The 26496-nt window shown below is 71.8% G+C and carries 21 protein-coding genes; 17 read left to right on the forward strand and 4 right to left on the reverse strand.

The genetic code is table 11. The features are described 5' to 3' along the window. The first annotated feature begins 135 nt into the window (after window positions 1-135). The 10 genes from OG352_RS34615 to OG352_RS34660 all read left to right on the forward strand — a co-directional run bounded on the left by OG352_RS34615 (window position 136) and on the right by OG352_RS34660 (window position 13453). Window positions 136-2556 (forward strand): MFS transporter, encoded by a 2421-nt coding sequence (locus OG352_RS34615; RefSeq protein WP_329222382.1) that lies wholly within the window; start codon window positions 136-138, stop codon window positions 2554-2556. 164 nt (window positions 2557-2720) lie between these two features. Continuing rightward, complete coding sequence (locus tag OG352_RS34620; protein WP_329222383.1) at window positions 2721-5333, forward strand: SpoIIE family protein phosphatase; 2613 nt, start codon at window positions 2721-2723, stop codon at window positions 5331-5333. A gap of 173 nt (window positions 5334-5506) precedes the next feature. Further along, a complete protein-coding gene (locus tag OG352_RS34625; protein WP_329222384.1) occupies window positions 5507-6232 on the forward strand; it encodes a class I SAM-dependent methyltransferase in 726 nt (241 codons plus the stop codon). A gap of 271 nt (window positions 6233-6503) precedes the next feature. Further along, window positions 6504-7103, forward strand: a complete 600-nt coding sequence (locus tag OG352_RS34630; protein ID WP_329222385.1) for an RICIN domain-containing protein — start codon at window positions 6504-6506, stop codon at window positions 7101-7103. A 215-nt stretch (window positions 7104-7318) separates the two neighbouring features. Next, complete coding sequence (locus OG352_RS34635; RefSeq protein ID WP_329222386.1) at window positions 7319-8152, forward strand: M55 family metallopeptidase; 834 nt, start codon at window positions 7319-7321, stop codon at window positions 8150-8152. Window positions 8153-8190: 38 nt separating this feature from the next. Beyond that, window positions 8191-9513 (forward strand): M20/M25/M40 family metallo-hydrolase, encoded by a 1323-nt coding sequence (locus tag OG352_RS34640; RefSeq protein WP_329222388.1) that lies wholly within the window; start codon window positions 8191-8193, stop codon window positions 9511-9513. Between the two features lie 26 nt (window positions 9514-9539). Then, complete coding sequence (locus OG352_RS34645; protein ID WP_329222389.1) at window positions 9540-11636, forward strand: S9 family peptidase; 2097 nt, start codon at window positions 9540-9542, stop codon at window positions 11634-11636. Then, window positions 11633-12556: a S66 peptidase family protein gene (locus OG352_RS34650; RefSeq protein WP_329222390.1), complete on the forward strand. Its 924-nt coding sequence runs from the start codon at window positions 11633-11635 to the stop codon at window positions 12554-12556. The genes OG352_RS34645 and OG352_RS34650 overlap by 4 nt, the downstream gene beginning before the upstream one ends. A 70-nt stretch (window positions 12557-12626) precedes the next feature. Then, window positions 12627-12887 (forward strand): LapA family protein, encoded by a 261-nt coding sequence (locus tag OG352_RS34655; protein WP_329222392.1) that lies wholly within the window; start codon window positions 12627-12629, stop codon window positions 12885-12887. A 20-nt stretch (window positions 12888-12907) separates the two neighbouring features. Then, window positions 12908-13453: a GNAT family N-acetyltransferase gene (locus OG352_RS34660; protein ID WP_329222393.1), complete on the forward strand. Its 546-nt coding sequence runs from the start codon at window positions 12908-12910 to the stop codon at window positions 13451-13453. Here OG352_RS34660 and OG352_RS34665 read toward each other — a convergent pair. After that, window positions 13431-13778 (reverse strand): DUF6204 family protein, encoded by a 348-nt coding sequence (locus tag OG352_RS34665; protein WP_329224067.1) that lies wholly within the window; start codon window positions 13776-13778, stop codon window positions 13431-13433. The two genes, OG352_RS34660 and OG352_RS34665, sit on opposite strands and share 23 nt — an antisense overlap. A gap of 117 nt (window positions 13779-13895) precedes the next feature. Then, entirely contained in the window at window positions 13896-14246 is a 351-nt protein-coding gene (locus OG352_RS34670) for a VOC family protein (RefSeq protein WP_329222394.1), read from the reverse strand. A gap of 68 nt (window positions 14247-14314) precedes the next feature. On the opposite strand from OG352_RS34670, the gene OG352_RS34675 reads away from it, so the two are divergent. From OG352_RS34675 to OG352_RS34685, 3 genes are all read left to right on the forward strand, one after another. Further along, complete coding sequence (locus OG352_RS34675; protein ID WP_329222395.1) at window positions 14315-14836, forward strand: phage holin family protein; 522 nt, start codon at window positions 14315-14317, stop codon at window positions 14834-14836. A 147-nt stretch (window positions 14837-14983) separates the two neighbouring features. Continuing rightward, window positions 14984-16915: a transketolase gene (locus OG352_RS34680; RefSeq protein WP_329222397.1), complete on the forward strand. Its 1932-nt coding sequence runs from the start codon at window positions 14984-14986 to the stop codon at window positions 16913-16915. Window positions 16916-17173: 258 nt separating this feature from the next. Further along, a complete protein-coding gene (locus tag OG352_RS34685) occupies window positions 17174-17950 on the forward strand; it encodes a GvpL/GvpF family gas vesicle protein (protein ID WP_329222399.1) in 777 nt (258 codons plus the stop codon). A gap of 67 nt (window positions 17951-18017) precedes the next feature. On the opposite strand, the gene OG352_RS34690 is transcribed toward OG352_RS34685, so the two are convergent. Further along, window positions 18018-18188: a hydrophobic protein gene (locus OG352_RS34690; RefSeq protein WP_329222400.1), complete on the reverse strand. Its 171-nt coding sequence runs from the start codon at window positions 18186-18188 to the stop codon at window positions 18018-18020. 42 nt (window positions 18189-18230) lie between these two features. Next, entirely contained in the window at window positions 18231-19052 is an 822-nt protein-coding gene (locus OG352_RS34695) for a class I SAM-dependent methyltransferase (RefSeq protein WP_329222401.1), read from the reverse strand. 327 nt (window positions 19053-19379) lie between these two features. Here OG352_RS34695 and OG352_RS34700 point away from each other — a divergent pair, with 327 nt between their 5' ends. The 4 genes from OG352_RS34700 (at window position 19380) to icmF (ending at window position 26322) form a co-directional block, all read left to right on the forward strand. Further along, a complete protein-coding gene (locus OG352_RS34700) occupies window positions 19380-20999 on the forward strand; it encodes an ABC-F family ATP-binding cassette domain-containing protein (RefSeq protein ID WP_329222402.1) in 1620 nt (539 codons plus the stop codon). A 78-nt stretch (window positions 21000-21077) separates the two neighbouring features. After that, entirely contained in the window at window positions 21078-21362 is a 285-nt protein-coding gene (locus OG352_RS34705) for a DUF6158 family protein (RefSeq protein ID WP_329222403.1), read from the forward strand. Between the two features lie 201 nt (window positions 21363-21563). Then, window positions 21564-22913 carry an FAD-binding oxidoreductase gene (locus OG352_RS34710; protein ID WP_443072520.1) on the forward strand — a complete coding sequence of 450 codons (1350 nt, stop codon included), beginning with the start codon at window positions 21564-21566 and terminating at the stop codon, window positions 22911-22913. A 178-nt stretch (window positions 22914-23091) separates the two neighbouring features. Beyond that, the gene (gene icmF / locus OG352_RS34715; RefSeq protein ID WP_329222404.1) at window positions 23092-26322 is read left to right on the forward strand and encodes a fused isobutyryl-CoA mutase/GTPase IcmF; all 3231 of its coding nucleotides are present in this window, start codon (window positions 23092-23094) and stop codon (window positions 26320-26322) included. Window positions 26323-26496 lie beyond the last annotated feature (174 nt).

The following is a 26496-nucleotide window of genomic DNA, read 5'->3' on the forward strand; positions in this document are numbered from 1 at the left end:
CCTGCGCGTTGATCCCTTTCACCGGTTCGAGTGGATCTCCCTTGTGACCGGGATGGCCCCGTAACTCGTCGCGCTTGCTCGTAGTTGTCGCTTTACGCGGGAATTGTGTGGCAGGTGCGACGAGGGGAGCGGGACATGGGCGGGACCACTCTGGTGCAGGACGAGCCGGTCACGGCACCTCCCGCGGAAGACCCGCCCGCGGCGCCGGCCACCGGGCCGGGACCCGGCCAACGCCGGGTGCGGCTGGTCTTCTTCGCCCTCATGCTCGCGCTGCTCCTCGCGGCGCTGGAGCAGATGATCGTCGCCACCGCCCTGCCGAAGATCGTCGGCGAGCTGCACGGCCTGGACAAGATGTCCTGGGCGATCACCGCCTACCTGCTCACCGCCACCGTCGGACTCCCCGTCTACGGCAAGCTCGGCGACCTCCTCGGCCGCAAGAGCGTCTTCCAGTTCGCGATCGTCGTCTTCGTCATCGGCTCCGCGCTCGCCGGACGCGCGCAGACCATGGACCAGTTGATCGCCTTCCGGGCCGTCCAGGGCGTCGGCGCGGGCGGGCTCATGATCGGCGTGCAGGCGATCATCGCGGACATCGTGCCGCCGCGGCAGCGCGGCCGGTTCATGGGCCTCATCGGCGCCGCGTTCGGCCTCGCCTCGGTCGCCGGACCGCTGCTCGGCGGCTACTTCACGGACCACCTCTCCTGGCGCTGGTGCTTCTACATCAACGTCCCCTTCGGCCTCGTCACCCTCGCCGTGGTCACCGTCGTCCTCGAACTCCCGAAGCCGACGGCGAAGCCCCGATTCGACGTCCTCGGCGCCCTGTTGCTCGCCGTGGCCTCCACCTGCCTGGTCCTGCTGACCAGTTGGGGCGGCACCGAGTACGCCTGGGACTCCAGCGTCGTCGTCGGCCTCGGCGCGGGCGCCGCCGCCGCGACCGTCCTCTTCCTCGTCGTCGAGGGCATCGCCGCCGAACCCCTCATCCCGCTGCGGCTGTTCAGGGACCCCGTCTTCAACGTCACCGCACTGGTCGGGCTGGTGATCGGTGTCGCGCTGTTCGGCGCCGCCAGCTATCTGCCGACCTTCCTGCAGATGGTCGACGGGGCCTCCGCCACCGAGTCCGGGCTGCTCATGCTGCCCATGATGGGCGGCATCGTCGGCGCCTCGGTCCTCTCCGGCCAGCTCATCACTCAGACCGGCCGCTACCGGATCTATCCCGTCCTCGGCAGCGCCCTCGCCGTCCTCGGCATGTGGCTGCTGTCCCGGCTGGAGGTCGACACGCCCCGGCTGCAGTACAGCCTGTGGATGGCCGTCCTCGGCGCCGGCATCGGCCTGGTGATGCCCGTCCTCGTCCTCGCCGTGCAGAACTCCGTACGCCCCGCCGACCTCGGCACCGCCACCAGCGCCAACAACTACTTCCGGCAGATCGGCGGCAGCGTCGGCGCGGCGATCTTCGGCACCCTCTTCGCCGACCGGCTCACCGACGCCCTGCACGACCGCCTGCCCGCCCGCACCGGCGCCGGGCTCCCGGACCCCGAGTCGCTCACCCCGCAGCTCGTCCACGGGCTGCCCCCGGCGCTGCGCGACGCCTACGTCCGCGCGTACGCCGACGCCATGCCGCGGATCTTCCTCTACCTCGTACCGGTGCTCGTCCTCGGGCTGCTCATCGCCTGCTTCCTCAAGGAGAAACCGCTGGTGACCCACAACGCCGCCGACGCCGCCGAAGCCGCCGAGACGGAACCCGCCCCCGTGACCACGCCGATCCCGCAGGCCCGTGTCTTGCCGGCCCGTGTCCCGTACACCGCCGGGATCCCGGTCTGCGGCACGGTGCGGCATCCCGACGGGACCGTCGTGCCCCGCGCGGCGCTCACCCTCATCGACGTGACCGGACAGCAGATCGGCCGGGGCGCCAGCGGCGAGGACGGACGGTACGCGCTGTCCACGCCCGGAGCGGGCGCGTACGTCCTGATCGCCGCCGCCGGCGGCCACCAGCCGCAGGCCGTCTCCGTCACCGTCGGCGAACGCTCCGTCGAACTGGACGTCGTCCTCGGCGGCGCCGGCCGGCTCGCCGGGAGCGTCGTGACGGCGGACGGCGCCCCGGTGCGGGAGGCCACCGTCACCCTCACCAACGTCCACGGCGAGGTCGTCGCCAGCACCCGCAGCGGCCACGAGGGCGGTTACGTCATCACCGAACTCGTCGCCGGGGAGTACACCCTCGCCGCCAGCGCGCCCGCCTACCGCCCGGCGGCCCTGCCGGTCAGCGTCCAGGCCTCCCGCGAGACCCGCCAGGACGTCGAACTCGCCGGCGGCGCCTTGTTGCACGGCACGGTCCGGGCCAGCGGCGGGCGCCCCGTCGAGGACGCTCGCGTGACCCTCCTGGACGCGGCGGGCAACGTCGTGGACACCCTCACCACAGGATCCGACGGCACATTCCGCTTCGTCGACCTGTCCTCCGGCGAGTACACCGTCATCGCCTCCGGTTACCCGCCGGTCGCCACCGTCCTCCAAGTGGCGGGCGGCGACCGCACGGAACGTGACCTGCGACTCGGCCACGCGGACTGACGCCGGCCCGTACGGGTACCCGGACGTGCGGAGTTTCCCGTCGTACCCCGGCGGACCCGGGTGAAACCAATTCCACCATTGCCGCACATGCCGACCGACGTGCGCCGTACGGTGGTGACGGCGGGACAGATCTTGTACAGCTCTGGGGAGAGAGGGCCTGGGCCATGGACCGTGGCACCGAGAGGGACGCACCTCCCAGCCACGAAGCCGGGAGCGACGCGGCGCAGGACGGGGCCGACGCCGGGCGCGTCCCGCTGGCTGTGGTCGTAGTGGACCGCGAGGGCCTCGTGTCCCACTGGAGCACCGGCGCACGCCGCCTCTTCGGCGCCGTCAAGGAAGAGGCGATCGGCCGGCCCGCGATCGACCTGCTCCCCGTCTCCGGCGCGCTCCCCGAGCCCGACGACGACCTTCCGGACGGCGGATACGGGGCAACCGGCGGATACAGCGGATACAAGGGCACCGGCGGATCCGGAGGCTATGGGGGCTCCGGGGGATCCGGAGGCTATGGGGACTACGCGGCCCACGACGGCCTCGGGCCGGGGCTGGACTCCTCCCTCGATCAAGGCCTCGGCTACCCGGCCGCCGGGCGGGCCCGGCTGACCGTGCCCGAGCGGGACGGCGACCGTGTCGACGTCCTGTGGTGGGCGTACCCACTGGTCGGACCGGGAACGGAACGGCTGCTGGTACTGGCGGCCGACGCGGCGGCACTGCACCAAGACGATCAGGAAGATCAGGAAGATCAGGACGAGCCAGCGGACCGGGCGGCCGTCGAGTGCATCGCCCCCGGCTTCGCGCGGCACACCGACTTCCCCGGCGCCGAGGATCTGGCCGGCCGACTGCCCGAGATCCTGCCCAGCATGAGCGTCGGCGAAGGCGCCCGGATCGTCGCCCAGATCCTCGAACTCGGTTACCCCGTCCTGGAGTTCAGCCAGAACGACCGGGTGCCGGTGACTCCCGACTGGGGCGTGACCCGGCGCGTCGAGCGAAGAGCCCGTCGCGAGCGGGCGGCCCGCGCCGCCGCCGAAGGGCTTCCGATACCGGATGACCTAGTAGGCGAAGGCGATGAGGGCGAGGACCTCGAGTACGTCGCCGTCCGGGAACGCCTGGAGTTCCTCAACGAGGTCAGCGGGAAGATCGGCACCTCCCTCGACCTGTCCCGCACGATCCTCGAGGTCAGCAGAGCCGTCGTCCCGCGCTTCACCGACGTCGCCGGCACCTACCTGCGGGAACAGGTCGTCGCCGGTGAGGGGTTCCCCGACGGCGTGCCGGACACGACCACCATGTGGCACCGGGTGGCCGTCGAGCACACCGACGAACCCGGCCGCTGGGACGACGTCATACCCGTCGGCGAGGCGATGCCCTTCCCCGCGCACACCCCGTTCTTCCAGTGCATGACCACCGGCGAGCCGGTCCTCGTGCCGCGTATCAGCGAGCAGTTGGGGCACGCCATCGCCTCGCAGTTCGAGAAGCGCGACATACGGCCCCTCATCACCGGGCGCTCCATGCTCGTCGTCCCGCTGAAGGCGCGTCACGTCGTCCTCGGCTTCATGATCCTGCTGCGCCACCCCGAGCGCGCCGTCTTCAACGACATGGACCGGGTCACCGGCGCCGAACTCGCCGCCCGCGCGGGCCTCGTGCTCGACAACGCGCGCATGTACACCTACCAGGAGAGCGTCGCCGAGACCCTCCAGGACAGCATGCTGCCGCACATCCCGCCCCGCATGGCGGGCTGCGACATCGCCACCCGCTATCTGCCGGGCACGCTGCTCGGGCGCGTCGGCGGCGACTGGTTCGACTCGGTGAAGCTGCCCGGCGCACGTACCGCCCTCGTCGTCGGCGACGTCATGGGCCACGGCCTCAACTCGGCAGCCATGATGGGCCAGTTGCGGACGGCCGTGCAGACCATGGCCGCCCTCGACCTGCCGCCCGCCCAACTCCTGCGCAACCTGGACGACTTGGCGCAACGGCTGGGCGACACCTACCTCGCGACCTGCCTGTACGCCGTCTACGACCCGATCGAGAGCGAACTCCACATCGCCAACGCGGGCCATATTCCACCGGTGTTGGTGCGTGCCGTCGACGGCCGCAGCGAACTTCTCGACCTGCCCACCGGGGCGCCCATCGGCGTCGGCGGGGTGCCCTTCGAGGCGGTACGCGTACGGGTGGAACCGGGCGACCGGCTCGTCATGTGCACCGACGGCCTGGTGGAGATCCGCGGCGAGGACATCGGCGTGGGCCTGGCGGCGCTCTGCGAGTCCGCCGCCCACCCGGCCGCCTCCATGGACGACGCCTGCGACACCATCATCCGCGCCCTCGCCGTGACCTTCTCCGAAGCGGGCCGCGGCAGCCGCAAGGACGACGTCGCCCTGCTCATGGCCCGGCTGAACGGCATCGAACCGGACGACGTCGCCGAGTGGCGGTTCCCCCTCGAACCGGCCGAGGCCGGCCGGGCCCGCGCGGTGGTCCGCGAGCAGCTCCACGACTGGGGCCTGGCGAAACCGGCCGACGCGGCCGAGCTCATGGTGAGCGAACTCGTCACCAACGCCCTGCGGCACTCCCACCGGCGCCCCGTGGCCCTGCGCCTCGTACGCGGCGAGACGTTGCTGTGCGAGGTCGAGGACGACGATCACGAACTGCCGACCCTGCTGAGTGGCGGACCCGGCGAGGAGTTCGGGCGGGGGTTGCGCGTGGTGAGCACGCTGGCCCGCGAGTGGGGCACCAGCCGTACGGGCGCGGGGAAGACCGTCTGGTTCGAGCTGACGCTGCCGCGCCGCTGAACGCGGCCCGCAGGGAGGGCGCAACCGGGCCGAACGAGGCGCGCAACGGGTGTGCGGATCTCGTAGGCGGCGTGAAGGAGTGCGCGGCGCGCTTGTCGCGGAGACCAGGGGGCGGTAGACCGTACTCGCCCGTCACTTGCGGCGGATCGGCCTTGTGTCATGGGGAGTTGGGCATGAGCGTGGCGCGTCGGTACCGGGAGGCGTGGGAGGGCTTCTGGCGGGAGGCGCCAGGTGAGCCGGGCGGTGTGTTCTGGGACGCGGATCCGCGCGTCACCGCCGCCGTCCACCTCGCCCACTTCGAGCCCTATCTCACCGACGCGGAACTCGCGTTGGTGGACCTCGGCTGCGGCAACGGCACCCAGACCCGGTACTTCGCCGACCGCTTCCCGCACGTGGTCGGCGCCGACCTGTCCGCCGCGGCCCTCGACCACGCCCGGCGCGCCGACCCCGCCGGACTGGCGACGTACCGGCTGCTGGACGCGGCGGAGAAGGGCGCGGCCGAGACGCTGCACGCCGAACTCGGGGACGCCAACGTCTACATGAGGGGTGTCCTGCACCAGTGTGAGCCGGCCGACCGGCAGCCGCTGGTTGACGGGATCGCCGCGCTGGTGGGGGAGCGCGGCCGGGCCTTCCTCGTCGAACCGTCGGAGGCCGCCCGCCTCGTCCTCGGCTCGCTGGCGCAGAGCGCGGCCGGTCCGCCGCCCAAGCTCGCGCCGATCCTCCGGCACGGCATCGCCCCCGGCGAGGTCGCCGACGACGCGGTGCCCGAGTATCTGCGCACCGCCGGGCTCAGGGTCCTGGCCTCCGGCGAACTGCCGCTCAGCACCACGGAGTCCGCGCCCGACGGCACTCGGATCGAGCTGCCGTCGCAGTGGTTCGTGACGGCCCGCGCCATGTGACCGACCGCCCTGACAGCCGCAGAAGCAGCGTCACCGTCGTCGGAGCTGTCATGGCGGGCTTCTCGGTCGGCGGCCGGACACTCGAAAACGTTCATGGGCGTTGAGTTTGGCCGCTGTTGACGCTTGGATCAGGGCCGCGAGTTTGCTCTCGATGCTTTTTGAAATTGCCTGCTCAATATCATTCCTGTTCGTGACCTACGTCACACACTTCGGGGAAACCTGCTTGTGTCCTCTCGCCTCATACGGTCCGTAAGGAAGAGGACGGTAAGGAATGGAGATATTCAGCATGGTGGAAATGAAGAGGCCGGACGCGGGACGTCCGGCTGACAGGCAGACGGCCAACCGGGCCTCGGGCCCGGGGCTGATGTCGCGCCGCTGGTGGACAGGAGCGCTCGCGCTCGCCCTGTCGTTGGGGTTCGCGTTCATGAACGCGAACTCCGCGTCTGCCGCGACCTATTACAGATATGTGAACCTCCTGCGCAACTGGGAAACCGGGCGCTGTCTGGACAGCAACGCCGTAGGCCAGGTTTACACAAACCCCTGTCAGCAGGGCAACGACTACCAGACCTGGACTGTGGTCTACAAAGCCCGTATGGACCACGACATCGTCCAGATCGTGAACAAGGCGACCCAACGGTGCCTGTACTGGAACGACAAGCCGGCCCTGGTGCTCGCCACCGTCGCCTGTGAGGTCTCATGGACGCAGGATCCCTCCGCGAGCCTGCTCTGGCGGGCGGCCGGATCGAGCTGGGACAATGTCCAGCTCACGGATATCCACGCGTCGAAGTGCCTGGACAGCAATCGTGGCGGTAGCGCCTACATGCACGACTGCAACGGTGGCGGATACCAGCATTGGAAACTGGGCTTCTGAACCAGACCTCGCTGGGGCGAACCTGACCGAGTCAGGCCGGGGCAGGCCAAGGCCCCGACCAGCGAGCCGCCGCGCCTGCCGGACGGAACCGTGCGCCCCACGGTGAAGCCGGCGGCGCTGATGCGGCACGGGCGCGCCGAGCCGCAGCGACGTCTCCTCGAAACGCGGGGGAGGCCAGCTAGGCTCGGGGCTCCTGCAGTGGACGGGGGCCGGACGTGAAGATCCTCATCAGCGCCGACATGGAGGGCGCCACCGGTGTCACCTGGCCCGCCGACGTGCTGCCGGGGACCCCGCAGTGGGAGCGGTGCCGGTCGATGTTCACCTCCGACGTCAACGCCGCCGTGCTGGGCTTCTTCGACGGCGGGGCGGACGAGGTCCTGGTCAACGAGGCCCACTGGACCATGCGCAACCTGCTCCTGGAGCAGCTCGACGAGCGGGTGGAGATGCTCACCGGCCGGCACAAGTCCCTCTCCATGGTGGAGGGCGTCCAGCACGGCGACGTCGACGGCATCGCGTTCGTCGGCTACCACGCGGGCGCCGGTATGGAGGGCGTCCTCGCCCACACCTACCTCGCCAACTCCGTCACCGGCGTCTGGCTGAACGACGTCCGGGCCAGCGAGGGCCTGCTCAACGCGCACGTCGTCGCCGAGTACGGAGTGCCGGTCGTCCTGGTCACCGGCGACGACGTGGCCTGCGAGGACGCGCTCGGGTACGCGCCCGAGGCGCTGAAGGTCGCGGTCAAGGACCACGTCTCCCGGTACGCGGCCGTGTGCCGTACGCCGGCCCGCACCGCCGCCGACATCCGGGCGGCGGCGAAGGAGGCGGCGGGGCTGGCGATCCGTCAGGAACCGCTGAGCGGTGGGCCGTTCACGGTCAAGGTGGAGTTCGACGCCGAGCATCTCGCGATGGCGGCCACCGTGGTGCCCGGGGTCGCCCGCATCGGCGAGCGGAAGATCGCCTACACCAGCGGCACCATGTACGAGGGCATCCGCACCTTCAAGGCGGTCACCACGATCGTCTCGGCCGCGATCGAGGAGCAGTATGGCTGAGCAGCAGGGGCACGGGTACGGGCGGGAGCTGGAGCGGCATGGTTGACGCGCGGGCGCGGGACGAGGTCGTCCGGTTCACGTCCGATCTCATCCGCATCGACACCACCAACCGGGGCGGCGGGGACTGCCGGGAGCGGCCCGCCGCCGAGTACGCGGCCGCGCTGCTCGCGGAGGCGGGGATCGAGCCGACGCTGCTCGAACGCACCCCGGGGCGCACCAACGTCGTCGCCCGGATCGAGGGCACCGATCCGGCCGCGGACGCGCTGCTCGTCCACGGCCACCTGGACGTCGTCCCCGCGGAGGCCGCCGACTGGAGCGTGCACCCGTTCTCCGGGGAGGTGCGCGACGGGGTCGTGTGGGGGCGTGGGGCCGTCGACATGAAGAACATGGACGCGATGATCCTGGCCGTGCTGAGGGGCTGGGCGCGGCAGGGCGTGCGGCCCCGGCGCGATCTCGTCATCGCCTTCACCGCCGACGAGGAGGCCAGCGCCGAGGACGGCTCCGGGTTCCTCGCCGACCGCCATCCGGGACTGTTCGAGGGCTGCACGGAGGCCGTCGGCGAATCGGGCGCGTTCACCTTCCACGACGGCACCGGACGCGAGATCTACCCCATCGCCGCGGGCGAGCGCGGCACTGGCTGGCTGAAGCTCACCGCGCGCGGGCGCGCCGGTCACGGCTCCAAGGTCAACCGGGAGAACGCGGTGACCCGGCTGGCCGCGGCCGTCACCCGCATCGGCGAGCACGCCTGGCCGCTCCGGCTCACCCCGACCGTCCGCGCCGCCCTCACCGAACTCGCCGCGCTGTACGGCATCGAGACCGACCTGTACGACGTGGACGGCCTGCACGACGTGGACGGCCTGCTGGAGAAGCTCGGCCCGGCCGCCGCCCTCGTCGAGGCGACCGTCCGCAACAGTGCCAACCCGACCATGCTGGACGCCGGTTACAAGGTCAACGTGATCCCGGGCGAGGCCGTCGCGTTCGTCGACGGGCGGTATCTCGCGGGCTGCGAGGACGAGTTCCGGGCGACCCTCGACGAACTCACCGGTCCCGACGTCGACTGGGAGTTCCACCACCGCGAAGTCGCCCTCCAGGCACCCGTCGACGCGCCTCTCTTCGCCCGGATGCGCGCCGCCGTCGGGGAGTTCGCGCCCGAGGGGCACGTGGTGCCGTACTGCATGTCCGGCGGCACGGACGCCAAGCAGTTCTCGCGGCTCGGCATCACCGGCTACGGCTTCGCACCGCTGAAGCTCCCGAAGGGCTTCGACTACCAGGCACTGTTCCACGGGGTCGACGAACGGGTCCCGGTCGAGGCGCTGCACTTCGGCGTCCACGTCCTCGACCGGTTCCTGCGGACGGCCTAGGCGGAGCGGAGAAGGCGGAGAAGAACGTGCAGATCCTGCCGTACGGTTTCTGGCCCTCGCCCATCGACGCGACCCTCGCGGCGACGCACGACGGGCGCCCCGAGTACGTGGGTTTCGTCGGCGACGAGGTGTGGTGGACGGCGCCCCGGCCCACCGAGAACGGCCGCCGCACCCTCGTCCGGCGACGCGTGGACGGCACGGAGGAGTCCGTCCTGCCCGCGCCCTGGAACGTACGCAGCCGGGTCGTCGAGTACGGCGGACAGCCCTGGACCGGCACCGTGCACGAAGGTCAACTCCTGGTCGTGTTCGTCCACTTCGCCGACCAGCGGCTCTACGCGTACGAGCCCGGGCCAGGGCCGGAGCCCGGCGGCGAGCCGCGCCCGCTGACTCCCGTGTCCTCCGTGGGCGGTGGACTGCGGTGGGTGGAGCCGCAGTTGCTGCTCGACCGGGGTGAAGTGTGGTGCGTGCTGGAGGAGTTCACCGGCGAGGGGCCCACCGACGTGCGCCGCGTCCAGGCGGCCGTACCGCTGGACGGCTCGGCCGCCCACGACCGCGCCGCCGTCCGTGAACTCACCGACGACCGCCACCGGTTCATCACCGGAGCCCGCCTCTCACCCGACGGCCACCGGGCCGCCTGGCTGGCCTGGGACCATCCGCGGATGCCGTGGGAGGGGACGGAGGTCGTCGTCGCGGACGTCACGGCCGACGGCACCCTGAGCGACGCCCGGGTCGTGGCCGGCGGGCCCGGGGAGTCGATCGCGCAGGTCGACTGGATGCGGTCGACGGGCGGCGGGCGACGGTCGGCGGTCGACGGAGGACCGTCGACAGGCGAACGAGGACAGTCGTCGGGCGACTGTCTGCTGTATACGAGCGACCGTAGTGGCTGGTGGAACCTCTACCGTGACCACGAGCCCGTCTGTCCGCGTGCGGAGGAGTTCGGCGGGGCGCTGTGGAAGCTCGGGCACCGGTGGTTCGTGCCGTTGGAGAGCGGTCTCGTCGGCGTCGTGCACGGGCGGGGGGCCACCGCGCTGGGGATCCTCGATCCGGAGACCGGTGAGCTCGTCGACGCGGCGGGGCCGTGGACGGAGTTCGCGTCGACCCTCGCCGTGCACGGCGAGCGAAGCGAGATGGGGGTCCCCCCGCCCGGAAGGTGGGGGAGAGTCGTCGCCGTCGCGGCCAGTCCACGCAGCGCGTACGAGGTGGTGGAGCTGGACGCGCGGACCGGCCGGGCCCGGGTGATCGGCGCCGCGCACGACGACGCCGTGGACCCGGCCCACTACCCCGAGCCCCGGATCCGTACCTTCACCGGGCCCGACGGCCGGGACATCCACGCGCACGTCTACCCGCCCCACCACCCCGGCGTCGTAGCCCCCGGCCACGAACTGCCGCCGTACGTCATCTGGGCGCACGGCGGGCCCACCGGCCGGGCACCGCTGGTGCTGGACCTGGAGATCGCCTACTTCACCTCACGGGGCATCGGGGTCGCCGAGGTCAACTACGGAGGGTCGACCGGGTACGGGCGGGAGTACCGGGAGCGGCTGCGCGAGCAGTGGGGCGTGGTCGACGTCGAGGACTGCGCGGCCGTCGCCCTCGCCCTGGCCGACGAGGGCACCGCCGACCGCGACCGGCTGGCGATCCGCGGCGGCAGCGCGGGCGGATGGACCGCCGCCGCCTCGCTGACCGGCACCGACGTCTACGCCTGCGGCACAATCCGCTACCCCGTGCTGGACCTCGTGGGGTGGGCGACGGGGGAGACCCACGACTTCGAGTCGCGCTACCTGGACAGTCTCGTCGGACCCCTCGCGGAGGTGCCCGCCCGGTACGCGCGGCGCTCGGCCGTCGAGCACGCCGACCGGATCACCGCGCCGTTCCTGCTGCTGCAGGGCCTGGACGACGTGATCTGCCCGCCCGCCCAGTGCGAGCGGTTCCTGGCCGGCCTGACCCGACACGCCCGGCTCACGGGGCGGCCGGTGCCGCACGCGTACCTCGCGTTCGAAGGGGAGGGACACGGGTTCCGGCAGGCGGCGACGATGGTGCGCGCCCTGGAGGCCGAGCTCTCGCTGTACGCTCAGGTGTTCGGGCTGCGTCTGCCCGGAATCCCCAGGCTGGAGCTCGTACGGTGAAGGAACTGGTGCGGCCGTCGCGGCTCGCCGCCGGCGCCCGGGTCGCGGTCGTCGCGCCCAGCGGGCCCGTGGCGGAGGAGCGGCTGCAGGCCGGTCTCGACCTGCTGCGCGGCTGGGACCTCGACCCGGTGGTCGCACCCCATGTGCTGGACCGGCACGCCCGGCTGCCCCACCTCGCGGGCACCGACGCCGACCGGGCCGCCGACCTCCAGCGGGCCTGGTGCGACCCGGACGTCGACGCCGTGCTGTGCGCACGCGGCGGTTACGGCGCCCAGCGCGTCGTCGACCTGCTCGACTGGGACGCGATGCGGGCGGCCGGGCCGAAGGTGTTCGTCGGCTTCAGCGACAGCACGACCCTGCACGAGGCGTTCGCCGTCCGCCTGGGCCTGGTCACGCTGTACGGGCCGGTGGCGGCGGGCATCGACTTCATCAAGAACGCCCGGGCGCAGGACCATCTCAGGGCCACCCTGTTCGCCCCGGAGACCGTCCGCACGCTCACCTCCAGCGGCACGGCCATCGCACCGGGCCGGGCGCGGGGCGTCACCCTGGGCGGCTGTCTGACGCTGCTGGCCACCGGCTACGGCACCCCGCACACCCGCGCCGGCGCACGCGGCGGGCTGCTGCTGATCGAGGACGTGGGGGAGCCGCCGTACAGCGTCGACCGCGCCCTGACCCAGCTCCTGCGCACCGGCTGGCTGGACGGCGTCGCGGGCGTCGCGCTCGGCTCCTGGGACCGGTGCGGCCCGTACGAGGAACTGCGCCCGGTCCTCGTCGACCGGCTCGGCGGCCTCGGCGTGCCCGTCGTCGAGGAGCTCGGATTCGGGCACTGCGAGGGGGCGTCGACCCTGCCCTTCGGCGTGGGGGCCGTACTCGACGCGGACGAGGGCACGCTCACCCTCGACGCGCCCGCCCTGCGCTGACCGCACCTCACCCGCAGGGCCGGGCCCTTCCCACCGTGCGTGCGGGCGGCGGAGGGCTCACCCTGGTGGTATGAGCCGGAAGACCTCGAAGACCTCCGAGCGCGGCGGGAGGCACAGCGGCGGGAACGCGGCGGTGACGCCCGCCCGGATCGCTGTCCTGGTGCTCGCCGTCCTCACCCTGATCTTCATCTTCCAGAACACCCGCGACACGAAGATCCGGATACTGATCCCCGAGGTCACGGTGCCGCTGTGGACGGCGCTTCTCGCCATGGGGATCATCGGCGCGCTGTGCGGCGCGTACTTCGCGTACACCAGGACACGGCGGCGCTGACCCCGTCGTACGCTGGCTCGATGCCGCACACCGCGTCCCGCTACCTCGCCGAGGGCCCCCGCGTGGGGCTGCGCCACTTCACCTACGAGGACGGGCCGGAATTCACCGCCCGCGCGCGGGAGAGCAAGGAGATGCACCATCCGTGGCTGGCCCCGCCGGCCACCGCCGACGCGTACACGGCCTACGCGAGCCGGCTGATACAGGACCCGTCGAAGGCCGGCTTCCTCGTGTGCACCCGGGAGGACGGGGCCGTCGCCGGGTTCGTCAACATCAACAACATCGTCGAGGGCGCGTTCCAGAGCGGTGCGCTGGGCTACGGCGCCTTCGCGCACGCGGCCGGGCGGGGGCTGATGCGCGAGGCGCTCGACCTCGTGGTGGGGTACGCCTTCGGGCCGCTGCGGCTGCACCGCCTGGAGATCAACGTGCAGCCCGGCAACACCGCCTCGATCGCCCTCGCCCGGGCCTGTGGCTTCCGGCTGGAGGGCTTCTCCCCGAAGATGATCTACATCGACGGGGCGTGGCGCGACCACGAGCGGTGGGCGATCACCGCCGAGCTGCGGGCTTGAAGTTGATCTTCATGGTGTCGAGGTCCGTGACCGTCGACCGCAGGCCGGTGAAGCCGTGGCCGAGCTCCCGCAACGTCGTCTCGGCGCGCTCCTCGGCGAGCGCGCCCGCCATCTCCGGGCCGTCCGCCGCGTCCGACACCACCACGTACCGCATCGAGAAGTGCTTCAGCGGCGACGGCTCGTACGACAGCGTGCCCTCCTCGGTGAAGCGCATGCTGGTCAGCCCGTGGTCGGCGGCCTCGGCGAGCAGCCGGGCCCGGGCCGCCTCGGTGAGACCGTCCCACGTGCCCCGGACGATGACCCGGTAGGTGTGCTGCTCGCTCACTGTCGCTCGCTCACTTTCGTCCACGCTGCCGTTCCTGCGCGTCGGCCGTCGAACGCCCGACTCTACGTCCGCGTAGCCGCCCCGCATACGGAATTTCGCCCCGCCCGACGCCTCCCGCTAGCGCCCGCGCCGGTCGGCGTACTCGTACACCGCGCCGTCCGGGTGCCGGACGATCAGGTTGCGGCCCGCGGGGGTCGGCACCGGGCCGGCGAGGACGTCCGCGCCCAGCTCGGTGACGGTCTTGTGCACCTCGTCGACGTCCGTGACGGCGATCGTCGCGGCCACCTTGCGCAGCACCTCCAACTCGGCCGGGGGACCGCTCATCAGCAGGAAGCAGCCGACCGCCGCCACCCGCACCCCGCCCCGCTCGAAACGGAGCGCGTCGGTGCCCGTCAGACGTTCGTAGAAGGAGACCGAGGCCTCCAGGTCGTCGACACAGACACGCAGTGTTGCTCCCAGAATGTCCATACGGAAGAGCCTAGTTGGTGCGCCGGCCCGTGGAGTTAGGCGTCCGTGACGTCGGGTACCCGCCGGCCATGGAGCGCAACGAGCACCTGGACCATCCGGATCACCTGGATCACCTGGATCACCTGGAACATCTCGACAAGCATCTGGACAAGCATCTGATCGACGAGCTGGCGCAGGTGGCGCGCGAGACGATCCGCGACGAACTGCGTGAGCAGAGCCGCAAGCAGCGCCGTACGGCCATGCTGTACGCCGCGTCCGGCGCCGTCGCCTTCTACGCGGGTGCGGCCGCGGCCCTCGCGGTGGGCCTGGCCCTCGGTGCCGGTCTGCCCGACTGGGTCGCCGCGCTGATCACCGCGGCGGTCCTCGGCGTCGTGGCGTACCTGCTGCGCGGCGCCGCCAAGCCGCACGCGTCGCGGCCCAAGAGCCCCGGGCGGGTCATCGGCGGCACGGCGCCGGCCGGGCCGCCCGGCGGTACGGGGCTGCCGTACCCGCCGATGCCGCCGGTCGCGCCCGGCGCCGGCCTGCCGGAACCGGGCGCCGCGCCGCGCGCGGACGACATCGACCCCGAGGGCCCGCACCACCGGCTGTGATCAGCGGTCGCCGACGGGAGCCCGGCCGTCGGCCGGCGCACGTTTGGCGGCCGGTGCCGGGGGGACGCGGAGACCCTCGTACGACGACCGTCCGGGACAGCGGCACAACCGTCTCCGGACCCGCCCCCGGCCCGGTCGAGCGCGGTGATGCCCGCGCCGACCGCGTGGCAGCAGAAGTCGAAGCAGAAGGAGATCAGTAGCCCGATGGACACCGCCGAACTCGCTGAACGCACTGAACTCACCGAACTCGGACAGCAGTTGAGGGTGGACAGTGTGCGGGCCTCCGCTGCTGCGGGGTCCGGGCATCCGACGTCCTCCATGTCGGCCGCGGATCTGGTGGCCGTGCTGTTCGCCAACCACCTCCGTTATGACTTCGACCGGCCCGCCCACCCCGGCAACGACCGCTTCGTCCTCTCCAAGGGCCATGCCTCGCCGCTGCTCTACTCCGCCTACAAGGCCGCCGGAGCCATCGACGACGAGGAACTCCTCACCTTCCGCAAGCTCGGGAGCCGGCTCGAAGGGCATCCCACCCCGCAGCGGCTGCCGTGGGTCGAGACGGCCACCGGGTCGCTCGGGCAGGGGCTGCCGGTGGGCGTCGGCATCGCGCTGGCCGGGAAGCGGCTGGACCGCGTCGGGTACCGCGTGTGGGTGCTGTGCGGGGACAGCGAGCTCGCCGAGGGCTCGGTGTGGGAGGCCGCCGAACACGCGGGCCACGAGCACCTGGACAACCTCACCGCGATCGTCGACGTCAACCGGCTCGGCCAGCGCGGCCCCACCCGGCACGGCCACGACCTCGCCGCCTACGCCCGCCGCTTCCAGGCCTTCGGCTGGCACACGGTCGAGATCGACGGGCACGACGTGGACGCCGTCGACCGCGCGTACGGCGAGGCGAGCTCCACCAAGGGACAGCCCACGGTGATCCTCGCCCGCACCCTCAAGGGCAAGGGCGTCGAGTCCGTCGAGAACCGCGAGGGGCTGCACGGCAAGCCGCTGCCGGACGCCGACGAGGCGATCGAGGAGCTCGGCGGCATCCGTGACCTGCGGATCCGGGTGCACGAGCCGGCCGACGCCCGCATGCTGCACTCCGTCCCCACCGGGCACCTGGACCTGCCCCGCTGGGAGGAGGGAGACCCCGAAGAGGGTGTGGCGACCCGGGACGCCTACGGCCAGGCCCTCGCCGCGCTGGGCACCGCACGCGGGGACGTCGTCGTCCTCGACGGCGAGGTGAGCGACTCCACCCGCGCCGAGTTCTTCGCCAAGGAGCACCCCGACCGCTTCTTCGAGTGCTACATCGCCGAACAGCAACTCGTCGCCGCCGCGGTCGGTCTCGCGTCCCGCGGCTGGGTGCCGTACGCCTCCACGTTCGCGGCGTTCCTGACCCGGGCCCACGACTTCGTCCGGATGGCCGCGGTCAGCGGTGCCGGCGTCAACCTGGTCGGTTCGCACGCCGGGGTCGCCATCGGGCAGGACGGGCCCTCGCAGATGGGCCTGGAGGACCTGGCGATGTTCCGGGCCGTGCACGGCTCGACCGTGCTGTATCCCTGCGACGCCAACCAGACCGCCCGGCTCGTCACCGCCATGGCAGGCCTGGACGGCGTCCGCTACCTGCGCACCTCGCGCGGCGCCGGGCCGGTGATCTACGGGCCCGACGAGGAGTTCCCGGTCGGCGGCAGCAAGGTGCTGCGCTCCTCCGGCCGGGACCGGCTGACGATCGTCGCGGCCGGCGTCACCGTGCACGAGGCGCTGAAGGCCGCCGAGGCGCTCGACGGCGAGGGCATCGCCGTCCGGGTCGTCGACCTGTACTCGGTCAAGCCCGTCGACCGGGCCACGCTGCGGCGGGCCGCCGTCGAGACCGGGCTGCTGCTGACCGTCGAGGACCACCACGAGCAGGGCGGCCTCGGGGACGCCGTCCTCGACGCCTTCCTCGACGGGCGGCCGGTGCCCCGGCTGGTGCGCCTCGCCGTCGAGGCGATGCCCGGCTCGGCGAGCCCGGCCGAGCAACTGCACGCCGCGGGCATCGACGCCGAGTCGATCGCCGCGTCCGCCCGGCTGCTCGTGGAGCAGGCGATCGTGCCGTGAGCGGCGGCGGGCCGCGGGCCGTGCGGGCAGGCCCGCCCCCTACTCGGTGCAGCGCGCGCCCTGGGCCCGGCCCGGCGGCGGCTCGACGCGCTGCGCGGGTGACGCCGTCGACGCGCCGCACGGGTTTCCGCGTGGCGGGCATCGCGCGACGAGCGGGCCGCGGGATGCCGAGGACGGCTGCCGGGGGGACGATGAGGTGCAGTATGGGAGGACGAGGACGAATGACGGCTGCGCTGCCGCTGCCAGGGAGGAGTCCCCGTGACCGGACTGCGTTATGTGTACGCCGTCTGCCGGCCCCTCGGCGCGCCCCTTCAGGCCGACCTTTCGGGGGTGGCGGGCGATCCGCCCAGACTGCTCAACCACCACGGCCTGATCGCCGTGGTCAGCCATGTGCCGGAACGGGACTTCGCGCAGGAACCGCTCCGCGCCCGGCTGGATGACCTGGACTGGCGCACCGAGACCGCCCGCGTCCACCAGCAGGTGATCGACGCGCTCACCGCCGTCACCACACCGCTGCCGCTCCGCCCCGCCACCGTGTTCCGGGACGACAGCGGCGTCCGCGTGATGATGGAGGAGCGCGAGGACGACTTCCGGCACACCCTCGACCGGCTCACGGGGCGGGTCGAGTGGGGCGTGAAGGTCTATGTGGAGGGGGAGACGCGGGAGGCCGAGCGGGCGCAGCGTGCCGAGCGGTTCGCCGAGCGTTTGCACACCAGGCTGTCCGCGCACGCCGAAGACACCTGTCTCCATACCGCGCAGGGACAGCCTCCGCAGGGACAGCCTCCGCAGGGACAGCCTCCGCAGGGCCAGCTCCCGCAGGGACGGAATGTGCTGGACGCCGCCTATCTCGTGCCGCGCGCGGCGTCCGAGGAATTCGTGGAAATCGTGGATCGCGCCAATGGTGAGGAATCCGGGATGCGGGTGGAACTCACCGGGCCGTGGGCGGCCTATTCTTTCGTGGATTCCGCCATGGATTCCTCCATGGAATTGTCCTTGGAACCTGTCGTGGAATCCGCCGAAGGCCCGAGGATCTGAACCGAGTCCTCGGGCCGTTCGGACCGCTGCTTCCCCGGGAAGGCGTCACGCAAAACCGGGGATCAGCTCACCACCTGTACCAACGACCCCTGCCTCCGGCCGCCGAAGTCCCGCGGAAGAGGAATCCGAGCAGCCAGACGACGAGAACCGCGATCGCGATCCACCACAGCAACTTCACTGCGAATCCGGCACCGAAAAGAAGCAGCACCAGTAGCAGGACCAGCAGAATGGGAACCATAGTGTGAACCTCCTGGACTTCGGGTTGCCCGGAATCCGGGATCTAGGCGTTCTTTCGGCACAGAATCTCTCCGTGCAGGACACAGAACCAGCCGTCCTCCCGCCGCCCCCACTCCCGCCAGGCCCCCGACACGGCGCGCAGTTGCTCCACCGTGGCGTGTCCGCCCTGCGTGGCGCGCTCCGCGTACGCCGAGGCCAGGGTGCGGTCGGCCCACAGGCCGCTCCACCAGGCCCGCTCCTCGGCGGTGCTGAAGGTCCAGGTGGCGGAGGTGGCCGTGATGTCGGTGAACCCGGCGGTCAGCGCCCAGGACTTCAGCCGGCGCCCGGCGTCCGGCTCGCCGCCGTTGGCCCGGGCCACCCGGTGGTACAGGTCCAGCCAGTCGTCCATCCCCGGCGAGGCGGGGTACCAGGTCATCGCCGCGTAGTCCGAGTCGCGGACGGCGACGTACCCGCCCGGCTTCGTCACCCGCAGCATCTCGCGCAGCGCCTGTACGGGGTCGCCCACGTGCTGGAGCACCTGGTGGGCGTGGACCACGCAGAACGTGTCGTCGGGGTACTCCAGGGCGTGCACGTCGGCGACCGCGAAGTCGATGTTGGCCAATCCCCGTTCGGCTGCCGTGGCCCGCGCCTGTTCCAGGATGCCCGGCGCGTGGTCGACGCCGGTGACGTGCCCGTCGGGGACCAGGGCCGCCAGGTCGGCGGTGATGGTGCCCGGCCCGCAGCCGAGGTCCAGGATCCGCATGTGCGGCTTCAGCGAACCGAGCAGGTAGGCCGCGGAGTTGGCGGCGGTCCGCCAGGTGTGCGAGCGCAGCACCGACTCGTGGTGTCCGTGCGTGTAGACGGCGGTCTCCCGCGCTTCCGGCATGGCTCTACCCCTTCTCGACGTCTCGCCGGACCTGGTCCGACACCGGGTCCGACACCGGGTGTCCGGTGTCGTCACCGTACGCCGGTGATCGCATGGTGAGACCGATTATTTCACTATCTGGACCTCCGCGACGGGCTCCGGGGGGATCTCCGCAGGCGATCCGGAGCTGCTCCCCGGCGACTCCGAGCAGCGACTCCGAGCAGGGCGGGCGCGTCGGTGGCCGGCCGGCGGGCCTGCGCGTTCCCCGGCCATCCGCGTGCCCCGGCCTGCGGGGACAGCCGATAACGGTTTGGCGCATTCTGTGCGCGGCCCGCACAATGCGTCCTCATGGGACACCTGGAAGCCGCGCACCTCGAGTACTACCTCCCCGACGGGAGGGCGTTGCTCGGCGACGTGTCCTTCCGGGTCGGCGAAGGGGCCGTGGTGGCCCTGGTCGGCCCCAACGGCGCCGGCAAGACGACCCTGCTGCGGCTGATCTCCGGTGAGCTGAAACCGCACGGCGGGACCGTCACCGTGACCGGCGGCCTGGGTGTGATGCGCCAGTTCGTGGGCTCCGTACGGGACGAGACGACCGTCCGCGACCTGCTGGTGTCCGTCTCCCAGCCCCGGATCCGCGAGGTCGCGCAGGCCGTCGACAAGGCCGAGCACGCGCTCATGACCGTCGACGACGAGGCCGCGCAGCTCCAGTACGCGCAGGCCCTCTCCGACTGGGCGGAGGTGCGCGGGTACGAGGCCGAGACCCTGTGGGACATGTGCACGACGGCCGCGCTCGGCGTCCCCTACGACAAGGCGCAGTTCCGCCTCGTGCGCACGCTGTCCGGCGGCGAGCAGAAGCGGCTCGTGCTGGAGGCGCTGCTGCGCGGCACCGACGAGGTGCTGCTGCTCGACGAGCCCGACAACTACCTCGACGTACCCGGAAAGCGGTGGCTGGAGGAACGGCTGAAGGAGACCCGCAAGACGGTCCTCTTCGTCTCCCACGACCGCGAACTCCTCTCCCGCGCCGCCGAGAAGATCGTCTCGGTCGAGCCCGGTCCGGCGGGCGCCGACGCCTGGGTGCACGGCTCCGGCTTCGCCACCTACCACGAGGCCCGCCGTGAACGCTTCGCCCGCTTCGAGGAGTTGCGCCGCCGCTGGGACGAGAAGCACGCCCAGTTGAAGAAGCTGGTCCTGAATCTCCGTCAGGCCGCCTCCATCAGCCATGAGTTGGCCTCCCGCTATGCCGCCGCCCAGACCCGGCTGCGCAAGTTCGAGGAGGCAGGCCCGCCGCCGGAGCCGCCGCGCGAGCAGGACATCACCATGCGCCTCAAGGGCGGCCGTACCGGAGTAAGGGCCTTCACCTGCAAGGGACTTGAGCTCACCGGTCTGATGAAGCCCTTCGACCTGGAGGTCTTCTACGGCGAGCGGGTCGCCGTGCTCGGCTCCAACGGCTCGGGCAAGTCGCACTTCCTGCGCCTGCTGGCCGGCGACACCGTGGCGCACACGGGGGAGTGGAAGCTCGGCGCGCGCGTGGTGCCCGGGCACTTCGCCCAGACCCACGCCCACCCCGAGCTCCAGGAGCGCAAACTTCTCGACATCCTGTGGAAGGACCACGCCCAGGACCGGGGCGCGGCCATGTCCCGACTGCGCCGCTACGAGCTGACCCAGCAGGCCGAGCAGGCCTTCGACCGGCTGTCCGGCGGCCAGCAGGCCCGTTTCCAGATCCTGCTGCTCGAACTGGAGGGCGTCACGGCCCTGCTCCTCGACGAGCCCACCGACAACCTCGACCTGGAGTCCGCCGAGGCGCTCCAGGAGGGCCTGGAGGCCTTCGACGGCACGGTTCTCGCCGTCACCCACGACCGCTGGTTCGCCCGTTCCTTCGACCGCTACCTGGTCTTCGGCACCGACGGCCGGGTCCGGGAGACCCCGGAGCCGGTGTGGGACGAGCGGCGCGTGGAGCGGGCCAGGTAGGGCACCCGGGGGCCCGGCGGCCCGAATGTTCGTACAGTGGAGGATAGGCAGTAGGCGGAACGACGAGCGGGGCACACCATGACCGGAGTCGACCCGGACCGGCTGGACGACCAGCAGCTGATGAAAGAGCTGGAGACGATCCACCGCACGCGCCACGACACCCTGCTGTACGGCTCGAACGACGCCCTGCGCGCCCACAACGACCGCATGGCCCGGCTGGAGGGCGAGTACCTGCGCCGCAACCCGCGCCGCTTCGTCTCGCCCGGCCGCACCCGGAACGGCGCCAGGGGCCGGGATACCAAGGCGGGCCCTCCGGTCGGCAAGTGGGGGCCGGGAACGACGGGCGACCCCGGCGCAACCTGAGCCGATCGAGGCCGCCGTCCGCCTCCGACCTCTCCGTTCGACGTCCCCGCTGTTCGGACGTCCGCCTTCGACGTCCGAACAGCGGGGACGATCCTCGAGAAGCCCCGAGTGGGGACCGCTGCTCCGCTAGCGTTCTGCATATCGTCGAACGTTGAACTAGGAGGACCGGTGACCTCGGTGAGAAGCGACGTGCTGGGCGACATCGCCGCGCACGTCCCCGACGAGCGGATCGTGCGCGATCCCGACGTCGTCTCGGGGCTGAGCCACGACGAGGCCGAGTGGGCCCCGGTCGGCGTGCCGCTCGCCGTCGTCCGGGCGGAGTCGAGCGCGGAGGTGCAGGCGGTCGTCCGCGCCTGCCACCGGCACGCGGTGCCCGTCGTCGCGCGGGGCGCCGGCACCGGGCTCTCCGGCGGGGCCAACGCGGTCGACGGGTGTGTGATCGTCGCGTTCGACCGGATGGACCGGATCGTGGAGATCGACCCGCTGGAGCGGCTCGCGGTCGTCCAGCCGGGCGTGGTCAACGACGACCTGCGCGCCGCGGTCGCCGAACACGGCCTCTGGTATCCGCCGGACCCGGCGAGTTCGCCGTGGTCGACGATCGGCGGCAACGTCGCCACCAACGCGGGCGGCGTGTGCTGTGTGAAGTACGGCGTCACCCGCGACTACGTGCTCGCCGTCGAGATGGTGACCGGAACCGGCGAGCTCGTGCGACTCGGCAGGCGGACGGCGAAGGGCGTCGCGGGCTACGACCTGGTCGGCCTGGTCGTGGGGTCGGAGGGGACGCTGGGCGTCGTCACTGAGGTCACCGTCCGGCTGCGTCCGCTCCCGCCGCCCGCGATCACGGTGGCCGGGTACTTCTCGTCGATCGTCGACGCGGGCCGGGCGGTGCGCATCGTCGCTGCCGCGGGGCTCACGCCGGCCGCGCTCGAACTCGTCGACCGGCACTGCCTGCGCGCCGTGGACGCCTGGAAGAACATGGGCCTGTCCGTCGACGCCGACGTGATCCTGCTGGCCCGGCTCGACGAGCCCGGCGCCGCCGGGCAGCTCGCGGCGCAGCGCACCCTCGCCTGCTTCGAGGAGGGCGGCGCCACCTGGGCCGCGTGCTCCACCGACGAGACCGAGGCGGAGGCGCTGTTCGCGGCACGGCGGCTGGCCTACCCGGCGCTCGAACGCCTCGGCCCGGTGCTGACCGAGGACGTGTGCGTGCCGAAGGCGCAGGTCCCCAGGATGCTGGACCGCATCGAGCGGACCGCCCAGCGGCACCGCATCACCATCGCCAACATCGCCCACGCCGGCGACGGCAACCTCCACCCGCTGATCATCACCGAGCCGGGCGACGAGGCGGCGCGCGTCCGCGCCCAGGCGGCGTTCGCCGACATCATCGCCGACGCCCTCGCACTCGGCGGCACGGTCACCGGCGAGCACGGCGTCGGACTGCTCAAGCGGCCCGGTCTCGTCGCCGAGCTCTCCCCCGCCGTACTCGCCCTGCACCAAGCGGTCAAGGACGCGCTCGACCCCGCCGGGATCCTGAACCCCGGCAAGATCCTCTGACCGCACCCGCACCCGCACCCGCCCGCACCACGCACACGCGTACCTGTTCGCACACTCACCCACGCACTGTGTCGCCGATCACATCACGTACCCGTTCCCGGTGATTTACTAGGACGTCCTAGTATTTCTCTGGTCAGTGTCCCTGACTCGTATCGTCCGCCTGCCCGGGAAGGCCCCCATGAGCGACCTGCACCGCCCCGTGCACCCCGTCCGCCTCGTCACGGCTTCGGCCCTGTTCGACGGGCACGACGCCTCGATCAACATCATGCGGCGGATCTTCCAGTCCCAGGGTGCCGAGGTGATCCACCTGGGACACAACCGGTCGGTGCGCGAGGTCGTGGACGCGGCGCTGGAGGAGGACGCCCACGGCGTGGCGGTCTCGTCCTACCAGGGCGGGCACGTGGAGTACTTCGAGTACCTCGTCGAGTCGCTGCGCGCGCAGGGCGCGGAGCATGTGCGGGTGGTGGGCGGCGGGGGCGGTGTCATCGTGCCCGAGGAGATCGTCCGGCTGCGCGCCAGCGGGGTCACCATCTTCACCCCGGAGGACGGTCAGCGGATGGGCCTGGCCGGGATGGTCAACTCCGTGGTGAAGGACTGCGACTTCGACCTCTGGGACGGCAAGCCGGCCGACCCCGCCGCCGTGCTCGCGGGCGACCGGTTCGCGATCGCCCGGGCCGTCACCGGCGCCGAACTCGGCAAGCTGCCCGGGGAGTTCCTGGAGCAGGTGCGTGCCGCGGCGGCGGCCCGCGCGGTGCCGGTGCTCGGCATCACCGGCACCGGCGGCTCGGGGAAGTCCTCGCTCACCGACGAGTTGGTGCGCCGGTTCCGGCTCGACCAGCAGGACAAGCTGCGGATCGCGGTCGTCGCCGTCGACCCGACCCGCCGCCGGGGCGGCGGCGCGCTGCTCGGCGACCGGATCCGGATGAACTCCCTCGACGGGAACCGGGTGTTCTTCCGGAGCCTGGCCACCCGCGGCAGCCGCGAACTGCCCGAGCACCTGTCCGACGTGATCGACGTCGTGAAGGCCGCCGGCTTCGACCTGGTGATCGTGGAGACGCCGGGCATCGGCCAGGGCGATGCGGCGATCGTCCCGTTCGTCGACACCTCGCTGTACGTGATGACGCCGGAGTTCGGCGCCGCCTCGCAACTGGAGAAGATCGACATGCTCGACTTCGCCGACGTCGTGGCGATCAACAAGTTCGAACGACGCGGCGCCAAGGACGCGTTGCGGGACGTGGGCCGTCAACTGGTGCGCAACCGCGAGGCGTTCGGGATGCGGCCCGAGGACATGCCGGTCTACGGCACCTCGGCGGCCACGTTCAACGACGACGGGGTCACCGCGCTCTACCAGCACCTCAGGGCCGGCCTGGACGAGAAGGGGCTGCCGCTGTCCGAGGGCGCGCTGACGCCGGTCGACGTACGTCACTCCTCCGGCATCCGGCAGGTGGTCCCGGCGCACCGGGTGCGCTATCTCGCCGAGATCACCGACGCCGTGCGCGCCTTCCACGCCGAGACCGGCCGGCTGGCCGAGGCGGCCCGGCGGGTGCAGCGCCTGGAGACGGTCGGCGGCGAGCTCCTCGAAGCCGGCTCCGACGCCGCGAACGTGCAGTCGCTGCTGACGGACGCCCGCAGGCAGCTCCCGCAGCACGTCACGGAGCAGATCGCGAACTGGCCCGCCGTCATCGCCTCCTACTCCGGGGACGAGCAGGTCGTGAAGGTCCGGGACCGGGAGATCCGCACCCGGCTGACCCGCGAGTCCCTCTCGGGCAACAAGGTTCCGCGCGTCGCCCTGCCCCGCTTCACCGACCACGGCGAGCTGGTGCGGTTCTGGCGCCGGGAGAACCTGCCCGGCTACTTCCCCTTCACCGCCGGGGTGTTCCCCTTCAAGCGGGACGGCGAGGACCCGGCCCGGATGTTCGCCGGCGAGGGCGACCCGTTCCGCACCAACCGCCGCTTCAAACTGGTCTCCGAGGGCCAGCCGGCCACCCGCCTGTCCACCGCCTTCGACTCGGTCACCCTCTACGGCCGTGACCCGGACGAACGCCCCGACATCTACGGCAAGGTCGGCACCTCCGGAGTCTCGGTGGCGACCCTGGAGGACATGAAGGCGCTCTACGACGGCTTCGACCTGATCGCCCCCACCACCTCCGTCTCCATGACGATCAACGGCCCCGCGCCGACCGTCCTGGCGTTCTTCCTCAACACCGCCATCGACCAGCAGGTGGACCGGTTCCGCGCCGCCGAGGGCCGTGACCCGTCGCCCGAGGAGACGGCCGACCTGCGTGCCCTCGCGCTGGCGAGCGTGCGCGGCACGGTGCAGGCCGACATTCTCAAGGAGGACCAGGGCCAGAACACCTGCCTGTTCTCCACCGAGTTCAGCCTGCGGATGATGGCCGACATCCAGGAGTGGTTCATCGCCCAGAAGGTCCGCAACTTCTACTCCGTGTCCATCTCCGGCTACCACATCGCCGAGGCCGGCGCGAACCCCGTCAGCCAGCTCGCCTTCACCCTCGCCAACGGCTTCACCTACGTCGAGGCCTACCTCGCCCGGGGCATGCACATCGACGACTTCGCCCCCAACCTGTCGTTCTTCTTCTCCAACGGCATGGACCCCGAGTACTCGGTGCTGGGCCGGGTCGCGCGGCGCGTCTGGGCGGTGGCGATGAAGGAGAAGTACGGCGCGAACGAGCGCAGCCAGAAGCTGAAGTACCACGTCCAGACCTCCGGACGCTCCCTGCACGCCCAGGAGATGGACTTCAACGACATCCGCACCACGCTCCAGGCGCTCATCGCGATCTACGACAACTGCAACAGCCTGCACACCAACGCCTACGACGAGGCGGTCACCACCCCCACCGAGGACTCCGTCCGCCGGGCCCTGGCCATCCAGCTGATCATCAACCGGGAGTGGGGCCTGGCGATGAACGAGAACCCCCTCCAGGGCTCGTACGTCATCGACGAACTCACCGACCTGGTCGAGGAGGCCGTCCTCCAGGAGTTCGAACGCATCAGTGAGCGCGGCGGCGTGCTGGGCGCCATGGAGACCGGCTACCAACGCGGCCGTATCCAGGACGAGTCGATGCTCTACGAGCAGCGCAAGCACGACGGCACCCTGCCCCTCATCGGCGTCAACACCTTCCGCAACCCGCACGCCGACACCGCCGAACCCGTCGTCATCGAGCTGGCGCGCGCCACCGAGGCGGAGAAGCAGTCCCAACTGGAGCGCGTACGGGACTACCAGGCCGGCCACCGCGACCAGACCCACGCGGCCCTGGCCGCCCTCAAGGACGCGGCGACGGGCGACCGCAACGTCTTCGCCGTCCTCATGGACGCCGCCCGGGTCTGCTCCCTCCAGCAGATCACCGACGCCTTCTTCGAGGTCGGCGGCCAGTACCGGCGCAACGTCTGACCCGACCGGCGGGGAATGACCGCAAGGAGGCGGAGGAGGCGACCGCGGGTCACCCGGATGGGGGCCGCCGTCCCGCCAATGGCGTCCGGCCGCGCGCGCCCCGGGTTCCGTCGGGCTGTGATGGCGGTGGGGCAGGAAGCCGGCCCCGCCTCCGCAGTCGTCGGCCGAAGGAGC

The sequence above is a fragment of the Streptomyces sp. NBC_01485 genome, from assembly GCF_036227125.1.
GTDB lineage: Bacteria > Actinomycetota > Actinomycetes > Streptomycetales > Streptomycetaceae > Streptomyces.